Below are 19,512 nucleotides of genomic sequence, written 5' to 3'. Positions count from 1 at the left end.
TGTTGCTTCACGGATAGCGCTATTGCTCCCAAGTGCTGAATCTAATTGAGCAGCCGCACCAACCAAAAGAAAAAGCACCACCTTTTTGGCGATGCCTTTGAAACCCACTTTACTTTTTAATTCACCGTTGTATCCTGCTGCAATCATGCCAGTTAAATAATCAATAACAGCCATCGTAACTAAGATTTTCAACGTTGCATCCCATCCTCCCAAGAAATACCCACAAAAGCCACCAAAAGTGGCAATAAAAGCTTTTAATAATACATCGATTCGATCCACATTCTTTCCTCCTTCGCAAAATAAAAAAGACCAGCTTTGGCTGCTCTGTTTTCTAATTTATTAATTTTTGAATTAATTCTTCTAAAGTTGCAATTCGCTTTTCTTGATCCACCTCCTTGAGTTTTTGCGCTTTAAGTTCTTTCTCTAATTCGTCTACACGCGTGTTTGTAATGATTAAGGTCTCTGTTACTCTACTTAAATCTATAATATTTTGATTTACTTTCACGTCTACTTCTTGGATAGCTTGCATTGAGATAGAAACAGAACTATATAATGTAACTGCATTTTTTTCAGGAGTTGTAAATACATCATCAGAATCCTCAGCGATCATACCATAATATATAGGCAATACATCAATTTCACCTGCAGTGTACTTTTCAACGTCAGAAATCATATTGTATTTTTTAATACGTAACGAGTTTAGTTTTTGTAGCGCAGAGAACTCCAAATCTTCAATGTTTGTTTTGATTTTACGTGAAGAGTTAGGAATAAACTCTCTACCCCATACACCGCCAGTTGCTGTAATGTTTCCATTTGCCTTTAATGTTCTTAACTCCATATCTAGCCATCCATTACCAAGAGTATTTTTAATCTGTAATCCGTTGTCATATCCTGATGCGAGACTTGATCTTATCATTACTCTCCCCATGACTAAATCATGATCATTAGCGCCACTGACAAAGTATATACTGTTGCCACTGCCTTTTCTTCGGAAATGGAACTCACCATTGTTATTTGTAAAATAATGCGGTTCTGTTGTCGTCACCATAAATTTACCGTATCCTGGAGCCCATCCAACTGAATTAAAAACAATATCATTCAAGCAATCAAAATTCAATTTTCCATCTGAATACACAGACATATGTCCGCCATCATTTTGCATTAGAATATAATTTGACCAAACATTAGTCCCTTCAGCGTTTTCGCCTTTAGAGATTCCTAATTTTGCCCACGCTTTAGAAGGTTGTTCGAATCCATTAATTCGTGGAATCGCTTGATAAATATAGAACGATCCTGTACCAGCGTACTTTCTATTATCGCTACCAAGAACAAGTGAAGGTTGAATACTTCCATCTGTTGTTTCCATAAATCCTATATAACCACGCGGTTTGTTTGTATCAAAAATCTTAAAGTCTTGATTGTTCATTTCAACGAATCTACTTCCAGTAGTTCTAATTGTTACTCCTTCAAGTGCCTGTCCTTTAATATGTTCAGCTGTGACAAATCCTTTTAATCCTATTCGTTTTGCATCAATGTCAACTGCTTCTGCTGATTGATTGATAGATGAGATTACACTACCTTTTTGAACTGTGTTTTTTATACCATTCTCAGTAACTTGAATACGACTTTCCATGTTTTTAACATAAGCATCTGTCGCAAATTTACCGTTTGCTTGTTCTTGCGTATATACCTCAGTTTTTAAGGCGCGTAAGTCAATACCGTCTGCATTTGCTGTAATACGTCTATCTAACTCTGTAACTTTCTGATTGTATTTTTCAGTTGCTACCTTATCACCTAAGTCCTCCAAAATTTTATCTTTATCAACCATGTCGTTTGGATTTTCGATAAAAGAACTTGCTTTGGTTCCTTTTTGCAACATCGGGTGTGCCAGCCAGAATGTACCGTTTTGAATAACATACGCTCTGAGACCTACAAGAGCAGCTTCTGGCGGAGCTACTTTTGTAAATTCCTGTCTCGTCCAAGTATCATTTTTTATAGTAAAATCATAGGTGCCAGCAGAAAACTGGGTACCATCACTTTTCCAAAACACAGCAACCATTCTAATTTTCTTATTGTAATGCTCATCTATATTTTTAGTCATAAAATATGCTGAAACTACAACATCTTCACCAGGCGTTACTGGAACTCTATTAGATGTAAAACTATTATAAGCAGGCGCGGTTTCTCCAGTAACGGTCAATTTTATGCTGGAATCACCTAAAAATGTTGTATCTTTGTCTACAACTGCTGGAAATTTAGCTCCAAGTCCCCAATATTTTGTACCATTTGTAAATCTAGTGTTTCTAATTTCATTAGTTGGTCCGATTCCACCGATATAGTCCTCGACTTGTTTAATATCAACTTTAGCTTCAATCTTTTGTGATGTCTGTTCAATTTTAGTGTTAGCATCAAGTATTTGTTTCCCCTGCTCTGTTGTAGTAAGAGATAATTGTTTAACGTCGCTTGTTAAGCCTTTCATAGATGTTTCAAATTTAGCAGTTCGTTCATCAAGATCTTTTACATCTTTTCCGTAATCAGGTATAAGCACTTCCCATTCTGTACCTTTCCAGATTTTTAAGATACCTGGTTTCCCATTGCTAATATCACGCCAAAGCGTTTTACCTGGTTCTAATCCTGTAGTAGGTGGTTTAACACCTTCATAAATAGTTGTTTGATATTGTTTTAGATTCTCTTGTACTTTTTCAGCTAATACTTTAGCTGCTTGAGATTCTTCCTGAGCAGTATTAGCTTTTTGATCATTCTCTTTTACTAGCTTTTCTAACCTATCTAATAATTCTTTATTGGCTTTACTGCCTAGCGTAGCTAATATTTTGTTGTACATTTTCCGTAATTCTTCGTTAGCATCCACAATTTCGCGATAATCACCAAATGTATATTTATCTTGTGTAGGATCAGTGAATGATTCATCACCAGCGATTGCACGGGCTTCAAGATATAGTTTCGGTGTGAACCCAGTATCCTTAATTTTTAATGTATCGCCCTCGTTTATTAATTCGTGTGCTAATCCAAAAACCCGTCCAATACTTTGTGCTTGAACATCATAAGAAATAGATGTATTAATACGTTTCTTATGCTCAGTTTTCATAAGTGTTAGTAGTCGTTGTGGTGTTATATCTTGTTCTGTCTCTGGCGTATAGAATCCGAATTTATGTTGACCACGCTCATTCCAACGTTGAAATGCATCGCTATCCACAAGATAAGGAACACCATTATTTATATCGGCAATAGTAATGAATCCTTCGCCTTCTTTTTTCACAAAACCAACCAAAGCTGTACAGATATTCTGGGAGTTTTCAATGCGTTTAATTCCCATTAAATCTTTACCTAGAGTTACTTCTTTACCTGTTTCTCGTCCCCGTTTTTTGACCATATCTACATAACGCCCAACGATTTGAGAACCAACAACTTCAGCTCGGTATTGAATTTCTAATTCGAATAAAGAAGCAATCTTTTTCAAGAAACTCAATGGATCAATGAATTCGTCAATCGTCATCGAGTGAAATCCAGAATATTCGGTTTCACCGCGTTTCCATTTTGTGCCCACAAGAGCCATATCTAAAAGTTCATTTACTGTTTTTCCCTCAAGCTTTTGTGGATTAATAATCCCCGCTTTCGCGAGTTGAATCCACTCACCTGATGCATAAGCAATAACTGATCTATCATCAGAATCTTTTTCAGCTTCAGTAATTACATAAGGAACTATACGACCATCTCTTACTTCTTTTAACACTAAATTCTGTTGCATAAGAGTTGTTGCATGTTCTGTATTATCAAATACTTTAAACTCTAAAGTATCAATGTTATTTTTGATTTCCCAATGTCGTTTATCGTCCCAGTAATCTTTAGATTGAATAGCAGAAACGATTTGTTCTGTTTGAAAATCGACAACGTGAAGTGTTCCGCTAGGTGTTCTCATCTAAATCTCTCCCTGTATATTACCTTGGCTTTTCCAACGTCTGAAGGCATGATTTCTAGTGTGTTTGAACCTTTATTTACTATAGGGTAATCACTAAAAATATCTTTTAGATTAATGGCGTTTCTACCATCTATCGTTACAAGACTTCGTTCTGTATCAATAACTACCTTGTCCCCCACATCAAAAATATAAGGAGGATTACTTTGTGTATTCATATTAACTTTCCAAATCTTTAAGTCATCGATGGACATGTTTTGGCAGAACATATTATTAGAAAACTGGCAAATACTAATTTGTACTTGAGCAACTGAATTCATATTTTCATTCTTTTCATCCACAAATACTACAAAACGTTCTGAATCATCGATTTCTGTACCATCTCTGAATCTAGAAATGTAGGCTTCCCACCTGTTTCCTGTTCTGGCTAACCATAACCGACCCCTATATTGGTTCCATGTGTTAGGAGAATCTCCAGATTCATTTATTAATACACGACTACCAGGCTTTGTATTATTACCAAGCTTCGCAAAACCTGTATTTTGCTCTGCCTGCCAATGTACATCGTTCATAGAGATACGAGCTACATATTGACTGTTTGCATCCAAAAGACCTATTTCTACACGTCCCATTTGATCCCAGTGAAGACTTTTCAACCCAACATACGCTTGCATGATAAAATCCTGTAATGGGCCTTGCGGAATGTTCTTTTTAGCGATACAACCATGCCATCCTTTTACTGTAGGTTCACCAAGATATTCAGCTACCAAACGAGAACCACCATCTACTCTAAATTTCCCTCCGCCTGTCATATCTTCACTTTTGGAAACGTCTGTCCATCCTACTGTGGTAGACATTTCATCCCACAATACGCGCTGATTGCGCTCTATTGGAATTTGTTCTGCTTTAAGTGGATATCCAATGCGAAAGTAATTCATACCATTCCATACATCAAGAAATGTGGAAGGCTTCGCTACATCAATTTCGAAAATCGGATTAGATTCCACGCTTCCTTTGTTTTGAATATTTGCTATTAACCCTCGGGTTTCTAATTTAAAATCTACTGTTCGGGTAGGCCCTAATTTATAAGGCATTGGGCAAATAAATTTCAAAGTACCTTTACCAAGGGTTACAAATTCATCAGGATCAAAGCTATCATCCACAACAGTTAGATATGTTCTATCTGGCTCAACATCGAAAATAAGCTCTACTGGTTGTTCTGTAATTAACCAACTTGCAACTTCTTCTTTTAATAGTTCTAAATCACCGCCATCAGGAACAATAATTCCGACAGGGATTGAAAGAACACGGATGTCAGTTTGTGTGTTTAATAACCTTGCACCTGGATAACCTGGAACGCTTAGAAAATTCCTTTTTAATGGTGCCCATGTAGGTCTTTTCCATCCTTTTTCAATTTGAATAAAATCTTTACGTATGTTGTTAAATGTAAAAGAACTCATGTTAACACCTCTTTTCTTTATAAAATAAAAGAAACCCAAACCTAAAAGGCTGAGTTTCTTTTTGCTTCTCTATCTTGATACTCTGTTGTATATTTATAAGTACCGCGCGCCACTTCTCTACCTTCTAAAATGACAGGTACTTCAATTGCTAATCCACCGCCTGGTACTGCAAAATCACCGTTTACTCCTTGAGCTTGATACAACCCATTAGCTTGTACACCTATATTACCTACATTGACTGTCGGTATCGCTGCTTCGCTCATCGCTTGAGATGCTTGATTTATTAGTCCAATTGAATTTTCCATACCAATTGCAAGACCTGCACCGATTTGTTTACCAACTGCATCACGCATAAGTCGTGAAGGTGAATGAATATCAAAGAAGTCTGTGAATCCTTCTTTAATGTCACTTCCGATTGAGGCTACTTTATCCCAAACCGCACCAGCCATTGAACCTATACCATCAATTAAACCTTGGATTATATTTTTACCAATGTTTAATAAGTTTATCTCTTTAAGAGTGTCAACTACTGCAGGTATTATGTCTGTTACAATTGTAGAACCTAGTTTTCCCACCATACTTACAATACCTTCTATTAAAGCCAAAATTAATTTAACACCAGCTTCAAGGATTTTAGGTAAATTTCTAATTAATTCTCCTGCTAAAGTAACAATTAAATTAAGCGCTGCCCCTATTAATTGAGGTATAACTTGTACAATACCTGCAATTAACATAAGCAAAATTTTGATACCTGCTTCAAGTATCTTTGGTAGATTCACAATTAATGTGGACGCTATTTTAACAATTAAATCTAGTGCTGCATTAATAAGCTGCGGTAACACTTTTACAATACCATCGATAATAGCCATTAAAATCTTTATACCAGCTTCAATTATTTTTGGTAAGTTTGCTAGTAATGTATCTGCTATTTTCGTTATAAGATTTATTGCTAAATCAATTAACTGTGGTAGCATTTTAATGATTCCATCTATTAAGCTTGTTAAAACTTTAACACCAGCCTCAATAATCATAGGAAGATTTTGAGTAATAGCATTTATCAAAGTAGTTATAACAGTGATAATTGCCAATGCAATCATAGGTAAAGCTTGTGTAATTCCTGTAATTAGTGAAACTAATAAATTTATTCCCATTTCAATTAACTGAGGTAAAAATGACATAATCCCATTAATAATTGTTTGAATAATCGTTACAGCTATTGGGATTAATTGCGGAATCATCTGCATAATTCCATTAATTAAAGTCATAATTAATTGAAGCCCTGTCTCTATAAGTGTAGGTAAGACCTGTACAATTCCAGAGATTAAGGTTTGAATGATTTGGATTCCCGTTTGAATAATCGTAGGAAGATAAGTAGCAATCATTTGTGAAATTGTATTTATAATCCCTACTATCGCTTCAAGTATGATTGGTGCCGCTACAACCAATCCATTCATAAGACTTGAAATCATTTGTGATCCAGCTTCAAGAAATTGCGGTAAGGCTGTTGTCACGAAATTAGCTATATTGGTAAAAATATTTGTTATGGTTTCAAGAATAATTCCTGAGTTTGCATTCAGATACTCTGCTATTGCTGGTAAATAACGAGATACAGAGACGAGAACACCAGGAAGCCCACCGATAATCGCACCTGCTATAGTAGGGCCAATCATCTTAAAAATTTCACCTAACTGGCTAAAATCTCCTGAAAAAACAGCTTTCACAGCATCAAAAAGATGAAGACACGCTTCACGTATTTTACTAACTGCTAATCCTATAATCTTTGCTGCATTTTGAAAACCTTCTGGTAAATTTGTAATCCAAACATTCAACGGATCTCCACTTGCAGCTGTCTGGAATAAGTATTTACCTAATGAGATCATTGTATCTATAAAGCTTTGTATACTTGCGATTACACCAGTTATGCTATTCTTAAAACCTTCATTAGTCTGCCATAAATGCCGCATCCAAATGATTAATCCGGTTATAGCTGCGGTGGCGGCTATAAATCCACCTACTACTAATGAAACTGGACCAGCAATAGCCCCGATACTTACACCTACTATTCCAGCTATACTGGATAAGGTGACAAATACCGGAGCTAAAGCCATGCATGCTCCAATTAATATTCCCAATGTAACAACAATTGTTGTTAATGCTGCTGCTAGTGCTGGATGAGCAGAAATCCAACTTGCAAAGGCTCCGATAATGTTAACTACTACACCCAAAAGTGGTTCGAGTGCCATTTTTAAATCACCCATTGCCTTTTGAAACTTTACAGCTGGGCTTGCATCCATTTTCTTTATAGATTCATTTAAATTTTTTTGGTTCTTATCAAAATCTACAACCTTTTCTGAGGCACCAATTAATGTATTGGTGATATTCTGTCCTTGATCTTCGTACATTGTCATTTTGTTATCGTAAAGGCTTTTTATCCTCTACTTCTTGCACTTCATATTAATGCAAGTTCGGCATACGTTTTCACTTATAAAGTGTCGCGGTCTCGTGGAGGGATTATATCTTTTCACCCTCTATGCTCTGCCCCTGACTATACTTTGTATAGCCTTCGGTTCAAATTAGGATTCGCACCCTCTTTGCTTCATACCGCGATTTTATTTCGGCACAATTTAACATCTACCGAAAATTTGGGCACCTATTAAATTTTTCTGCGTTGCATCTTCAACACCATCTAAAGCCTTTGCTATTTCAGTCATTGCAACTGAACCGCCTCTACCACTTTTGCATTTGTTCAGTAGAAATTTTTGTGCCTTTAAGTAAATCTTGAAGTGCTTTAGGAACTTCTTTACCAAATTCAGCGGCTCTAATCCGCCCTTCTTTTAATCCATCTAAGAGATTATCAATATTCCAGGTTCCAGTTTCAACCCCAGCTTCCATAATTGCTTGGACTTCCCTCGCATTGTATCCAGCCCGTGTTAATTGTCCGCCATACTCAGCGATAATATCTAATTGTTCAGGAGGAAATCCCATTTTCAATAAAGCATTGGTTAATCCAAGGGCATCATCTTGTGTAGTACCTAATTCATTGCCTATTTCATTAACCTCTTGAATTAATTCGGTAAAATCTATCCCTGAATAGGATTGAGAGATTGCTGCCGCTCCCTTCACAACTGCTGCATTCGCTTCATCACCAACACTTTTATTTAAAGCCCATTGTCTACGTGTTCCTTCAAGAGCTTCTTCCACATCTACACCGTATGCTTCTATCCCACGAACAGCTTGTTCAACTGACTTTTTAGATGACTCAGGAACGTCAAAAGTTACATCGATTTTCGTTTTTAACTTAGAAGTATCAAGAGCTTTTTCGATTACTCCTGATATACCGCCAGCTGCCATCGCTCCCCCGAGCATATTCTCTAAACCGATGTCTAACTCTTTGAAGCTTTTACCTGCTCTTTCAGCTTCTCGTGAAAGGTCTCTCAAATCATTTCGAACTTGTTGTATTGAATTACCATCATCCACAGAACGCAGTGCACGTTGTAACTTCTCAATATCTGCTTCTGCTCCCAATGCTTCACGACCAATAAGACCAATTGCTTGATCTAACTGTCTACTAGTAGCCGTGCCACTTTTAATTGCATTTACTAAACGATTTCCTAACGCTCCTGCAAAATCATCAACGCTTTTTCCTGTAGCACTAAATAAAGTTTCTAATTGTCTTGTTGAACTTGCTACATTGTCCTGTTCGGCTTTTAATCCAGCAAGTTTTCCCTTTAGACCATTAAGCGATCCTTCTGTAAATTCAATCTCACGTCTAAATGAACGATACTGTTCTTCAGAAATTTTACCGTTTTGAAATTGAGCTTGAACTTGCTGCTCCGCTGCTTTCAATTTATCTAGCTTTTGTGTTGTATTTTCAATTGCTTGTGTAAGTAATTCTTGTTTTTGAGATAATGCTTCAACATTACCTGGGTTAAATTTCAATAATCGTTCAACATCTTTTAATTCTTTTGCTAAATCATTACTACGTTTATTTACGTCTTTTAAAGCATTTTGTAATCCAACGGTATCTCCACCTATTTCAACGGTGATCCCTTTAATTCTTCCTGTCATAATCTCACCTCTCTTCCTTAGAAGGAATTAAAGTCTTCTTGAGTTGCTTTTCTTACTTTTTCTTTTTGAGGTTTTTGCATTTCTAAATATTCATCAATGTAATCTAAGCACATACCAATAGTCATATCCTCTAAATCAGCTCTAGTAAGCTTGCATTTATAACACAAAATAAGGAACGTCTCAGTTGTGAATACATCACCCTGATCCGCTCCTTGTTGACTATTATTATTACTATCTACAACTTTTTTTTAGATTGAATTGTGGAAGCTATCATATCTTGAATATCTTCTAAGATTTCAATGATTGGAAATTCATCAAATGAATCTAACCACACCATCGGCTCTGGTATTTTTGGATCAGCCGTTTTCGCCATAGTCCAAACTAGATTATAAAATACTTCGAAATCTACACTATCTAACTTACTTGGATCCAAATTTTCCATATCAATTTTCCCAAGTGGTGCTAATTTTAAAAGTTCAGCAAAATAATCTTTTCTAAACTGCGCTTTAAATCGGATTGGAGTAGCTCCTGTGCTTTTTAATCTGACTTCCTTATCATCTACAATAATTGTTTTTTCCATTTACTTACACTCCTTTTGGTGCTTCTGTTTTTTTAACGTACACTTCGTTGTACCAACCGTTATAAATAGCTTGAGTTGTTTTAGAAGTTGTCTTTGTTTTAACCATTGGTCTTCCGCCAGGTGCTAAAATAATCGGACTTGAAACAAACTTCAATTCATTTGTATTAGGCTCAGCAGAGTTTGTTTTTGTTTTTGACGCAAGCGTTGGACGACTTGCTGCACAATTATACATAATGTGTCGAGTTGCGTTCACATCGCCATCAAATTCAAATAATAAAGCGAATGCTTTACCCTTTGCATCGGCTAATTCATTTAATACTCCATCTTCTGTATCTAACTGTTCTCCAAGCGCATCAATAGCAAATTGCTCTGGAATAGTCGCAATAGATAGCGTTCCATCGTAACCTTGGTTATTACTTGCTGCATAATAAAGCATGTCATCTGCATAGAACTCAATTAAATCACCACGTGGCTCAAAAGTTAGTTCAACCCCACCAGGTAATGGAATTGGTGTACCAAATTTCACTAAAAAATCTTGAATATCAATTGGGACATAATGTACATTCTTCAAACCAAATGTGACTTTATTTTCTTTACTCATTTATATCAACCTCGTTTCATATGTTTTTTGATACATTTTTTCTGATTCAATAAAAGCCTCAAATGATTCATAAGGTATCTCATGATCATCTAAGGCTTGTTCTAAATTGAATTCGGCAACCAAATCCTTTTTTATTGTATAAAGCTCAATACTTACATCATTTATTTGGTGATAAACCTTATTATCAGCTGGCATATTAGGAGATCCATCCACAAGATAACAAATATAAGGTGGCTTAGGTACAGGCTTACCTGGTGTTGCTGTGAAATGCGAATAAGCCACAGGATAACCTGTAGCATCAAGTATTTTCTTCAATTCAATTAAATTCATTGTTGAATCGCCCTTTCAACTCGCTCTACAAATTCATTTATTGCTTTTTCCTCAGCTGGAGCAATATGAACTTTAGCTGGTACTCGTCCGCCATTTGCCTTCGCATGACCTTTTTCTAATAAATGAGTAAGCTGCGGCTTTAAAGCATTGTGAACAATAATAGCATTATCTTCTTTCTTTTTCCGCCAACCTTTACTATACTTACCTGTGTTTTTAGGGCTTTTTTGCTTTAACTCATCTACAAGATCATTGGCAACTTCTTCTTTTGCTGCTTCCAGGTCTTCTTCTACTAAGTTAGAGTACCTTTGTAGTTCTCTAGTAATTTCACTAGCTAAATCGTTAATACTAGCCACCAATGTCCACCTCACAATACAACTCTATTTTTTCATCATCTCTTTCGTATGTGCGGTAAATGTTATATGTTTTTTCTCCATATTTAACTTTCACTTCTTCTTGATAATCAAACAAATGGATGATTAATACACAGCTAGATTTAATTCCATTCTGCCCCGCTTGGAAAAATTCTGATTGTGGAACAGACTTCTTTCTACAGAAGACTCGTCTAATAAATAATTCAATTTGTTCTATTTGTCCTAAGTCATCTTCAACCGTTTTAAACTCTGGAAAACATAAGATATCGTTCATTTGTAATCACCTGCTAATGTTAAGTGATTTCTTAACATGCTGTAAGATGATTGGAATCGTTCAGCTTCCTTTGCATCTGGAATAAAGTTAGCTTTTACATACGTAATGATTGCTCGTTTAATTAACGGATCCTTATCATCATTTGCCTTAGTAGTAGAAACGCCTGATAATATCAAATCAGAACGAGCTGCTTCGATTAAATCTTCAATTTCATCATTAAGGGCATCATGAGAGACGCGTAAAGCTCTCTTAACGTCTATAAGGATCATGGTTATTCACCTGTTTGATTGATTTCTTGTAAGGCTTCAAGTGCTGCTTCCTTACCTTTAACTTTCTCACCGTTAGGAAGTTCGTAATATCCGCCACCAACGTGAACAATATCAGTTACATCTGGTTCATATCCTACAATTGGTTCTTTATCTAGAAAACCTTCTTCTTGTAAGAATTCAATTCTTTCTAAATCACCCGTTTTATATGAATCTCCAACACTATAATGAATATCGGAAAATTTATCACGGAACGCTGTTACTACGGCATATTCTTTTACTGTTTTATCACTCATTTGTGATACCTCCTTTTTTTATAAAGAAAAGCAGCTATTAAACAGTAGCTGCTTTCTTAACACGTAAAAATCCATTTTTAGAAACAACGTTACCACCTGCAAATACAACACCTTTATGAGCAATCATACCTTGTTTGAATTTGAAGTCTGTAGAACGTTGAACATCCATATCAGAGAAAATAGTAAGTTGGTAATTTGATAGTGGACCATAAGCCATACTATATTGTCCAACAGTTGTTTTAGCATCAGTTACAGCTTTACAAGCACTATTAATGATGAATGGTACTCCATCGATTGTTCCAGAGTTCCCATTAGAAACTACATTGTATATCTTCTTACCATCAGCTATACGAAGTTTAGCAAATGCTTTTAAATCTTTTTTATTCATGATTAATACAGCTGCATCTTCAACATCCTCATCTCCTCCATAGCTGTAGATAATTTCATCTAATGTAGCTGCATCGATTGCCGAAATAGGTAAATCAGTAGCTGCATCGATCGCAGTTGCAGTAGCAGAGAAAATACCTGAAAGACGATTTGTAGCACCTGTACCGACTAAAATTTCACGAGAAAGTTTCTTACGTGTAGATACAGTAATACCTTTCATTACTTCCCCGTCATAATCAGCAGCCGGTAATTTTAGAAGTTCTTCAGTTTCCTCTGAATAAGCAGTAATTTTTGCTTTTGTGATATCTGCATATCCAAAAGTTGTTTCTGCAGTAGTGTAATCACTACCTTCAGTTGTGTAATCACCTTCTCCATAGCTTTTAATGTATGGTTGTTGATAGCTTTCTCCACCTTTTAATGTTTTAGAAGAAACGCGATCAATAAGAGTGGATACTTCATTAAAAGTAGGACGAATATCTGAAGCTGTATGTTTTGGAAGGACTACTGTGCCACTACCAACCGTTACAGCACGATTTTCCATCAATGCTTGCCCACGCTTTTCTGATGCTTCTAACTCCACATCTTGTTGCTGTGGTTCATTGTTAAACGTTTCAACTACTGTACGTTTTTCTGGCTCAGCATTGTTATTAATAACTTCAGCTTCTTTCAGTAAACGCTGACGAGTTTCAATTCTTGTTTGTTCTTCGCTTAGTTCGCGTAATTCAGTTTCTAATGCTACTAAATCAACTTCTCCAGTACCTTCTAATGCTGTGCGGATTTCCGCTTTACGTTGTAAAATTTCTTGTAAACGATTCATATATCATTCTCCTCTATAAGTAAGTTTTTAAGATTAGTTTTTTACGTAATTCTTCTTTCTGTTTTCTTTCTTCGTGATGTTTATATGGATCGTAGCCCCTCGCACTAACTTCCGAATCAGGATAAGCGGGAAAGGCGACTGCACTAACCTCTAATAACTTAGCTTTAGTTACTGTTCGTAACATTAAGTCATCGTCAGGCTCATCTATTTCCTCAGTGATCATACTAAAACCAAAGCTAACACCATCAACATCGCCACGCTTAATCGTTTCATACGTATCATTTCCAAGTGTTGTTTTTGGTAATGTCAATTCGAACCTTAATCCAATGGAATCTTCTGCTAATTGCAAAGTGTTGTTCTTTGTTCTACCCAATACTTTAGAAGTGTCATGTGCCCACAAAAAACGTTGGTCATCTTTTTGCAATGATTCTAAGAATGCACCTTGTCGGAATTGCTCGCGGAATTTTCGATAATAACCCATAACTACTGAATTCTTTTCCCATTTCACAGCGTACCCGGATAGCATTTTATTACCGTGTTCATCTTCTCTAATTTCCATTGTTTGCGTTATTAGTTCCCTTTGTTCCGTTTTGTTCATTATTCTCACCTCCTTTACCAGTAACTTTTCCGTCTTTAACTAGAGCTGTATCTAATCTACGAATTGGTTTATCTCCTCCTTCTATTGGTCCAAGAGAAAGAATTGAACGCCATTCATTCGGTGTCATAGCTCCTCTATCTACCATTTGAACTAAGTCCATCTTTGTCCCCAAAGAAGCATATTGAAGTGAAGAGGATTCAAAGATAATCTTGTTACCAAACCCTCTTTCTCGACGTGAAAAAAGCTTCCTGGTATATTCCCCAGCAAGCTGCATTGCGAATGGTTCGATTTCTGACTCATAATAAGCTGTCCATTCGTCTTCGTTATATTTACTTTGAATGATTTTATCGTTTGTATTAAAGAAATTGTAAATACGCTGTACAGTTTCTTGCATTTGTTTTGAATCCGGTACAAAAGCTTCGGGTTTCACTTGCTCTAAATCATAACGTGGATCAGAAGAAGCCGCGCCACCATCGTTCGCGATATTTAAATAGTTATTAACGAAGTTTTTCACCTGATTATCAATATCTTCTTGCTTCAATACTGATTTAAATTTAAGAATCCACTTTACTACCGCGCTATTCTTAATCGCTTTAACAATACCTTGATCTGTAGTTGTAACAATCTCCATTAATTGTGCCAATGCATTACCTGGATGTTCGCCAAAGAAGTCATTATCGTTAAAGTCTTTTCGTAAATGAATTACATCTGTATATGGTATTGTCATTTGCTTTCCGCTTTTAAAATAGAACTTCAAAAATATATCTCCTAGTGCTCCTTCCACAACTTCAACAGTTGTACAAGGAATAGGATATATCTCAGTAGCGTATCCGATATCATCACGCTTAATATAAGCGAATGCATTGTGATTCAATTCCAATTGAACAGCCATTTTTTCTTGGAACATTTGTCCCGTCATTAATGGGTTTGGCTCTTCCAACAAAAACTTCATATACGGCTCTGGATTAACCTTAAATTCAGTGGTATTATCTCGAATATGTTTAGCTATGAGTTTACCAACCGCTTTCGCTTTAGGCCGTATGCAAGCTCGTATGATATCACTCTGATAAATATCTCCATTCCAAGCGAAAAAACCGCCACCATTATCGTTTATCATTTCAAAACGAGTTGTAGTAGGAACTTGTTTCTTTCCGAATATCTTATCAAATAACCCCAATTTCTCACCTCCTTCTTAAATCATATTGAGGTAGTCATTTCTCTTCTCTTGAAGAACGACATAAGCATTTAAAAGCGCTGCTGTTCCATCGATACGGCGCCTTTGATTCTTTGTTTTATTCGGTTGTATATTTAAATTCTTATCAATATCAACCGCGGTGTTAGACAAGCACCATTTATCAATGGGATTATTGTTGTAATTGATTAATTTCGATTCTAAGTCAGCTCCTAAAAGCTTCATTGGGCTTGATAATGTCTGTTTACCTTGTGCAACTGGAATCATAGCTTCCTTACCGAAATATCCTTCCATTTCCTCAACCCAATAATTCGCACTCCATCGGTCATAACCGATCCACGGGAGGTAAATACCATATTCATCGCGTATTTCTAAGAACCATTCCGTTACATATTTATAATGGACTGAATTACCAGGGGTAGTTCGTAGTAAACCTAAATCATGCCAACGATTGTACGGTATTTTATCTTCTGTACTTCGCTTTTCTAACAAGTCTTCTGGAAGCCAATACATCTGTTTAACGTATATATGCGGATCGCCAGAAACCATAAAAATAACCTTCGCTGCTGTTAAATCGGTTGTTGAAGATAAATCGCAACCACCAATTCCATACGAAGGTCTTAGTTCATTGATATTATAAGAAGCTAAGTTGTTTAATTGTTCAAATGTTAACCATGCTTCCGATGATGTTTCACGAATATTAAAGTCTTTAGTTAATAAATTGCTAACTAAAAGAGAATTAGCCTTAGCTTTATTTACTTTCGTTTCTAAGTTATCTATTTTCTTTATGGTACCTAAACCAGGATTAGCTTTAGACCATTTTGTTTTGTCAGTCCATTCTTCTCTTTTATCAAGTTCATAAATAACAGGTAAAAAACGATCATCTTTATAACCCTCTTCATCATCCAATCCATTCAGTAACATTTCCGCTTCATCATACTTCATATCATAAACGGATTCTCTTACCGTTCCGGCCGTTGTAATCATAAGAATTAATGGTTGCTCACGTGCCGACGTACCATCGACAATTACGTCATATAAATTCTTATCCTTCCACGCATGAATTTCATCCAAGGAAGCTCCATGAACGTTTAATCCATCTAAGGTATCGCTATCACTACCTACTGGTTTAAATACACTATCATTAAAATCTGCCGTTAATTCTTTAACTAAAGTTTTTATTCTTTTTGACAAAGCGGGTGATTTTTTAACCATTCTTTTTGATTCCGACCAAACAATTTTAGCTTGTTGTTCTTTAGTTGCTACCGCGTATACTTCCGAACCACCTTCTCCATCTGCAACTTGTAGATATAAACATATACCAGATGAAAGTGTGGACTTCCCATTTTTACGCGCTACTACTAAAAACGCTTCTCGATATTTTCTAGTTCCATCGATTTTATGAATGAAACCAAAAGTAGCGGCTAAAAAAGCTTTTTGCCAAAGCTCTAAATCGATTGGTTTACCGGCCCATTTAGCTTTACTATGCTTACAGTAATTCTCTATAAATTCAATAACATGATTTGCACGACTTGGATCATATTCATATTCAGAATTATTAACGTAAACATCATCAACAAGCTTCTTATATATCCTTATAACTTTATTCCCTACAATAAGCTCGCCAGACTCAATTTTATTGTAATACTCAATTATCGGGTTATGTGATAAGGGGTATTGTTTCCTCATCTGTTTTGTACAAACCTTTCAAATCCATCATCGTCTTCTTCTTTCTTCTTAGGATCTGGCTTAGGAATATAATCACCCAATTGTTTCATGATAGTTTGATAACTTTTGTTCATCGATATATATCTTCTTGCTGCTGGTCTTTCTCTTTCATAAGGTTCTTGATTTTCAGATTGTGAGAACATTTCATCATAACCATTCTCATCAAGATCTTTGCGAATGTCTTCTAGTCGAACACGTAAGTCTGCCGCTTCAACAATTAACCCCTCAACTACCATGAGGGTATCTTTTGGCATTTCTTTATATATCTGTTTAAGTCTGTTTATTTCTTTATTAACACGTTCTTCTTTTGTTAACTCCTTCTGCTTCGCCATAAATAACACCTCATTTCATTCATTTTGGGGTAGGGGGGTCACGCGAAATAACCTGTGTGTTACACGAAGCTCCCCTCTCGGACCCCTATGGACTCTTTGTTTATTTTTGAAAAGGGGGATTGGTTCCTTTTGTTCCTGATTCTTTTCTGCTAATAATTCTTTAGTTAACGCTTGACCATTACACTGCATCCTATTCCCTCCTAATCAAATCACCATTCTCATCAAACATTACATCTTCTCTAATCAATACTGCTTTACCAAACGTCTTAGTGTTATGACAAGGTAAGCATAAGTATTGTAAGTTCTCATGATTCAATGTGATATCTGGATTGTCTATACTCTCTGGTGTTATCTCAACAATATGGTCAACTATGTATCCAGGTACTTCTTTGCAATGCTCACACATTCCATCTAATGTTGTAGCAATGTATGACTCTCTGCACTTCTCCCATGCTGTCGACTTATAAAACTTCTTTGCATATTCCTTTGCCATTCACCCACCTCACGATAATCTCTTCTGTAAATTTAGCAGTTCTTTTAATTACTCTTTGTTGTATTCTCCAGTAATATCACTATCAGCATATAAATCTGCAGCAGTTCCTTGTACTTCATACCTTGCATGTAATCTTCTTGAACTAACTCGTGTTTTTGTTTCATTTCATATCACCCACCACCTTCTATATAATAGAAATTAACTCGTTCATTGCCCCCTTCTAATAACTTTTTTACAAAGAAAAAAAGACCTTGTAAATTACAAAGTCTTTTTTCTTATATATAAATTTATAACTTTCATATTAGTATTAGTTAAATCCCTCCACCAGGCTCTGTGTTAGCAGGTGCTCCTCCAGTGTGCCCATGTGCTTCTGGTTTTGGAACAATTGTCTCACCATGTGTATAACTTGGAGACCATGTATCTCCATGCGATTCTAATTTTGGTGCAGGTGTATCTCCTCCGTTATAAGCAGGAGCTCCTCCTCCATCCCCTACTGAAGCCGCTTGAACAATCCCTCCACCATTTCCATGGGCAAAACCAAAAATTCCAAATCCTAAAACAGATAAACCTACGACTGCTGTACCGATTTTCCTTTTCATAATCGCTCTCCTCTATGTGTATTTCATGTTAATTGAAATGAACATATTATGGATATCAGTCATGATGAAAATTCGACTCATTTCATTACCATATATTTATACTTCTATGTATTTTTTTGTAAAACCTTCTTGAAATCCGAAGAAAATGGTTATTTTTTGTAAAACTTCAAATGTAGTAACAAATTATATGTTTCACGATCTGTGCTTCGTCGCCTAGCCATATTCACCACCTCGCGGTAATTCCTTTATATTTCACTTTAAATCTATTAATTTCGATGTATAATTATATAAAAAGTCGCAACTTTTAGAATTGAGGTGAACATCATGAAAAGTTTTGGTATGTTAGTAATCTCTACCGTCATTTCAGCAGGCTTAGTATATTATTATGTCGATTCCTTTTATAATAAATTTACATCAGGGAATACATATTACTGGGTAAACGGTATCCTAGCTGCTGGATTCCTTATATCATTAATTATCAACATAAAAGATATCATCAAGAAAAACTATACAACCTCTGAATCGAATTAAGGAACCTATTATGGTTCCTTTTTCTATGCAAAATAAAAAAGCAGCGGATTCACTATTTTTATTTATTCCAATCTTCAAGGTCTTTATATTGCTTTTTATATTCATTTTTAAAAACATTCTCATGCCATACATCATCTACGTCCGGTCTTGATTGTTTATTATTGTATTCATTCACATCACCGTTTTCATTTAACCATTCAGGATTCCTGTGAACATAACGGTAAATAAATTGTCTTGCTTCTTTTAACGAGTTAAACTCTCCTAAGTATACCTTTTGTTTTATTCCTACCGCATAACCATGTACAAAGTAAGTTGTCCCCTTTTCTCCATGCGTTTCAAAAAAAGGCCTTTTTGACTCATCTATTTTTCTCATATCAACATCCCCTTTCTAATTAGATTCATTATACAAAATAAAAACGACTAATTTTGAAAGGTTTCATAATTTTTCGTTCATTTTGTTCGTTTGTTTTGTTATCTTTCCTTAACAACAAACAAGACGCTACAAGAATGACCGTAGCGCCTACAAGAATTTATATAATTTATAACTCAATACGGTAAATGAAGTTTTATATAACATAATTGTTATTAATCCCTATCTATTATTAGGTGGCTTTTGTACGACAAAAATAAAGCTTTTATCCCTTATTGGACAAAC

20 protein-coding genes and 1 pseudogene are annotated in these 19,512 nt (G+C 35.7%); 1 reads left to right on the top strand and 20 read right to left on the bottom strand.

The genetic code is table 11. The annotated features are described in order from the left end of the window. The 19 genes and pseudogenes from U860_RS0110490 to U860_RS0110385 form a co-directional block, all read right to left on the bottom strand. Positions 1 to 279 (bottom strand): phage holin family protein (locus U860_RS0110490; protein ID WP_025148473.1); only part of this gene is annotated, 279 nt, incomplete at its 3' end. Positions 280 to 331: 52 nt separating this feature from the next. Continuing rightward, positions 332 to 3,937 carry a phage tail spike protein gene (locus tag U860_RS33070; protein ID WP_025148472.1) on the bottom strand — a complete coding sequence of 1,202 codons (3,606 nt, stop codon included), beginning with the start codon at positions 3,935 to 3,937 and terminating at the stop codon, positions 332 to 334. Next, positions 3,934 to 5,394, bottom strand: coding sequence for a distal tail protein Dit (locus tag U860_RS0110480; protein ID WP_025148471.1), 1,461 nt, complete (start codon positions 5,392 to 5,394; stop codon positions 3,934 to 3,936). Before U860_RS0110480 ends, U860_RS33070 begins: the two co-directional genes overlap by 4 nt. 41 nt (positions 5,395 to 5,435) lie before the next feature. Further along, positions 5,436 to 7,802: a hypothetical protein gene (locus tag U860_RS0110475; protein WP_025148470.1), complete on the bottom strand. Its 2,367-nt coding sequence runs from the start codon at positions 7,800 to 7,802 to the stop codon at positions 5,436 to 5,438. A gap of 225 nt (positions 7,803 to 8,027) precedes the next feature. Beyond that, positions 8,028 to 9,462: pseudogene (locus tag U860_RS31380) on the bottom strand (phage tail tape measure protein); the annotation flags it as partial. A gap of 235 nt (positions 9,463 to 9,697) precedes the next feature. Further along, complete coding sequence (locus U860_RS0110460; protein WP_025148469.1) at positions 9,698 to 10,042, bottom strand: hypothetical protein; 345 nt, start codon at positions 10,040 to 10,042, stop codon at positions 9,698 to 9,700. A 4-nt stretch (positions 10,043 to 10,046) separates the two neighbouring features. Next, positions 10,047 to 10,643 carry a major tail protein gene (locus U860_RS0110455; protein ID WP_025148468.1) on the bottom strand — a complete coding sequence of 199 codons (597 nt, stop codon included), beginning with the start codon at positions 10,641 to 10,643 and terminating at the stop codon, positions 10,047 to 10,049. Continuing rightward, positions 10,644 to 10,973: a hypothetical protein gene (locus U860_RS0110450; RefSeq protein WP_025148467.1), complete on the bottom strand. Its 330-nt coding sequence runs from the start codon at positions 10,971 to 10,973 to the stop codon at positions 10,644 to 10,646. Further along, the gene (locus U860_RS0110445) at positions 10,970 to 11,326 is read right to left on the bottom strand and encodes an HK97 gp10 family phage protein (RefSeq protein ID WP_025148466.1); all 357 of its coding nucleotides are present in this window, start codon (positions 11,324 to 11,326) and stop codon (positions 10,970 to 10,972) included. The genes U860_RS0110450 and U860_RS0110445 overlap by 4 nt, the downstream gene beginning before the upstream one ends. Beyond that, the gene (locus U860_RS0110440; RefSeq protein ID WP_025148465.1) at positions 11,319 to 11,618 is read right to left on the bottom strand and encodes a phage head closure protein; all 300 of its coding nucleotides are present in this window, start codon (positions 11,616 to 11,618) and stop codon (positions 11,319 to 11,321) included. Before U860_RS0110440 ends, U860_RS0110445 begins: the two co-directional genes overlap by 8 nt. Continuing rightward, positions 11,615 to 11,887 carry a head-tail connector protein gene (locus U860_RS0110435; protein WP_025148464.1) on the bottom strand — a complete coding sequence of 91 codons (273 nt, stop codon included), beginning with the start codon at positions 11,885 to 11,887 and terminating at the stop codon, positions 11,615 to 11,617. The genes U860_RS0110440 and U860_RS0110435 overlap by 4 nt, the downstream gene beginning before the upstream one ends. Positions 11,888 to 11,889: 2 nt before the next feature. After that, positions 11,890 to 12,180: a hypothetical protein gene (locus U860_RS0110430; RefSeq protein WP_025148463.1), complete on the bottom strand. Its 291-nt coding sequence runs from the start codon at positions 12,178 to 12,180 to the stop codon at positions 11,890 to 11,892. A 37-nt stretch (positions 12,181 to 12,217) separates the two neighbouring features. Continuing rightward, positions 12,218 to 13,384, bottom strand: coding sequence for a phage major capsid protein (locus U860_RS0110425; RefSeq protein ID WP_025148462.1), 1,167 nt, complete (start codon positions 13,382 to 13,384; stop codon positions 12,218 to 12,220). Positions 13,385 to 13,397: 13 nt separating this feature from the next. Continuing rightward, the gene (locus U860_RS0110420; RefSeq protein ID WP_025148461.1) at positions 13,398 to 13,982 is read right to left on the bottom strand and encodes an HK97 family phage prohead protease; all 585 of its coding nucleotides are present in this window, start codon (positions 13,980 to 13,982) and stop codon (positions 13,398 to 13,400) included. Then, entirely contained in the window at positions 13,933 to 15,159 is a 1,227-nt protein-coding gene (locus U860_RS0110415) for a phage portal protein (protein ID WP_025148460.1), read from the bottom strand. The genes U860_RS0110420 and U860_RS0110415 overlap by 50 nt, the downstream gene beginning before the upstream one ends. Positions 15,160 to 15,174: 15 nt before the next feature. Next, entirely contained in the window at positions 15,175 to 16,863 is a 1,689-nt protein-coding gene (locus U860_RS0110410) for a terminase TerL endonuclease subunit (RefSeq protein ID WP_025148459.1), read from the bottom strand. After that, entirely contained in the window at positions 16,860 to 17,234 is a 375-nt protein-coding gene (locus U860_RS0110405) for a hypothetical protein (protein WP_025148458.1), read from the bottom strand. The genes U860_RS0110410 and U860_RS0110405 overlap by 4 nt, the downstream gene beginning before the upstream one ends. 190 nt (positions 17,235 to 17,424) lie before the next feature. Further along, entirely contained in the window at positions 17,425 to 17,727 is a 303-nt protein-coding gene (locus U860_RS0110395) for an HNH endonuclease signature motif containing protein (protein ID WP_025148457.1), read from the bottom strand. Between the two features lie 311 nt (positions 17,728 to 18,038). Continuing rightward, positions 18,039 to 18,326, bottom strand: a complete 288-nt coding sequence (locus tag U860_RS0110385) for a hypothetical protein (protein WP_025148456.1) — start codon at positions 18,324 to 18,326, stop codon at positions 18,039 to 18,041. Positions 18,327 to 18,650: 324 nt separating this feature from the next. Between U860_RS0110385 and U860_RS33065 the strand changes: the two genes are divergently transcribed. After that, positions 18,651 to 18,857 (top strand): hypothetical protein, encoded by a 207-nt coding sequence (locus U860_RS33065; protein WP_025148455.1) that lies wholly within the window; start codon positions 18,651 to 18,653, stop codon positions 18,855 to 18,857. Positions 18,858 to 18,915: 58 nt separating this feature from the next. Here U860_RS33065 and U860_RS0110380 read toward each other — a convergent pair whose 3' ends face one another. Beyond that, a complete protein-coding gene (locus U860_RS0110380) occupies positions 18,916 to 19,230 on the bottom strand; it encodes a hypothetical protein (RefSeq protein WP_025148454.1) in 315 nt (104 codons plus the stop codon). Positions 19,231 to 19,512: the final 282 nt, after the last annotated feature.

This window comes from Bacillus sp. H1a, assembly GCF_000633475.1.
GTDB lineage: Bacteria > Bacillota > Bacilli > Bacillales > Bacillaceae_G > Bacillus_A > Bacillus_A paramycoides.
The sequence above is the reverse complement of the archived record's forward strand: the minus strand, read 5'-3'. Positions and strand labels throughout refer to the sequence as shown.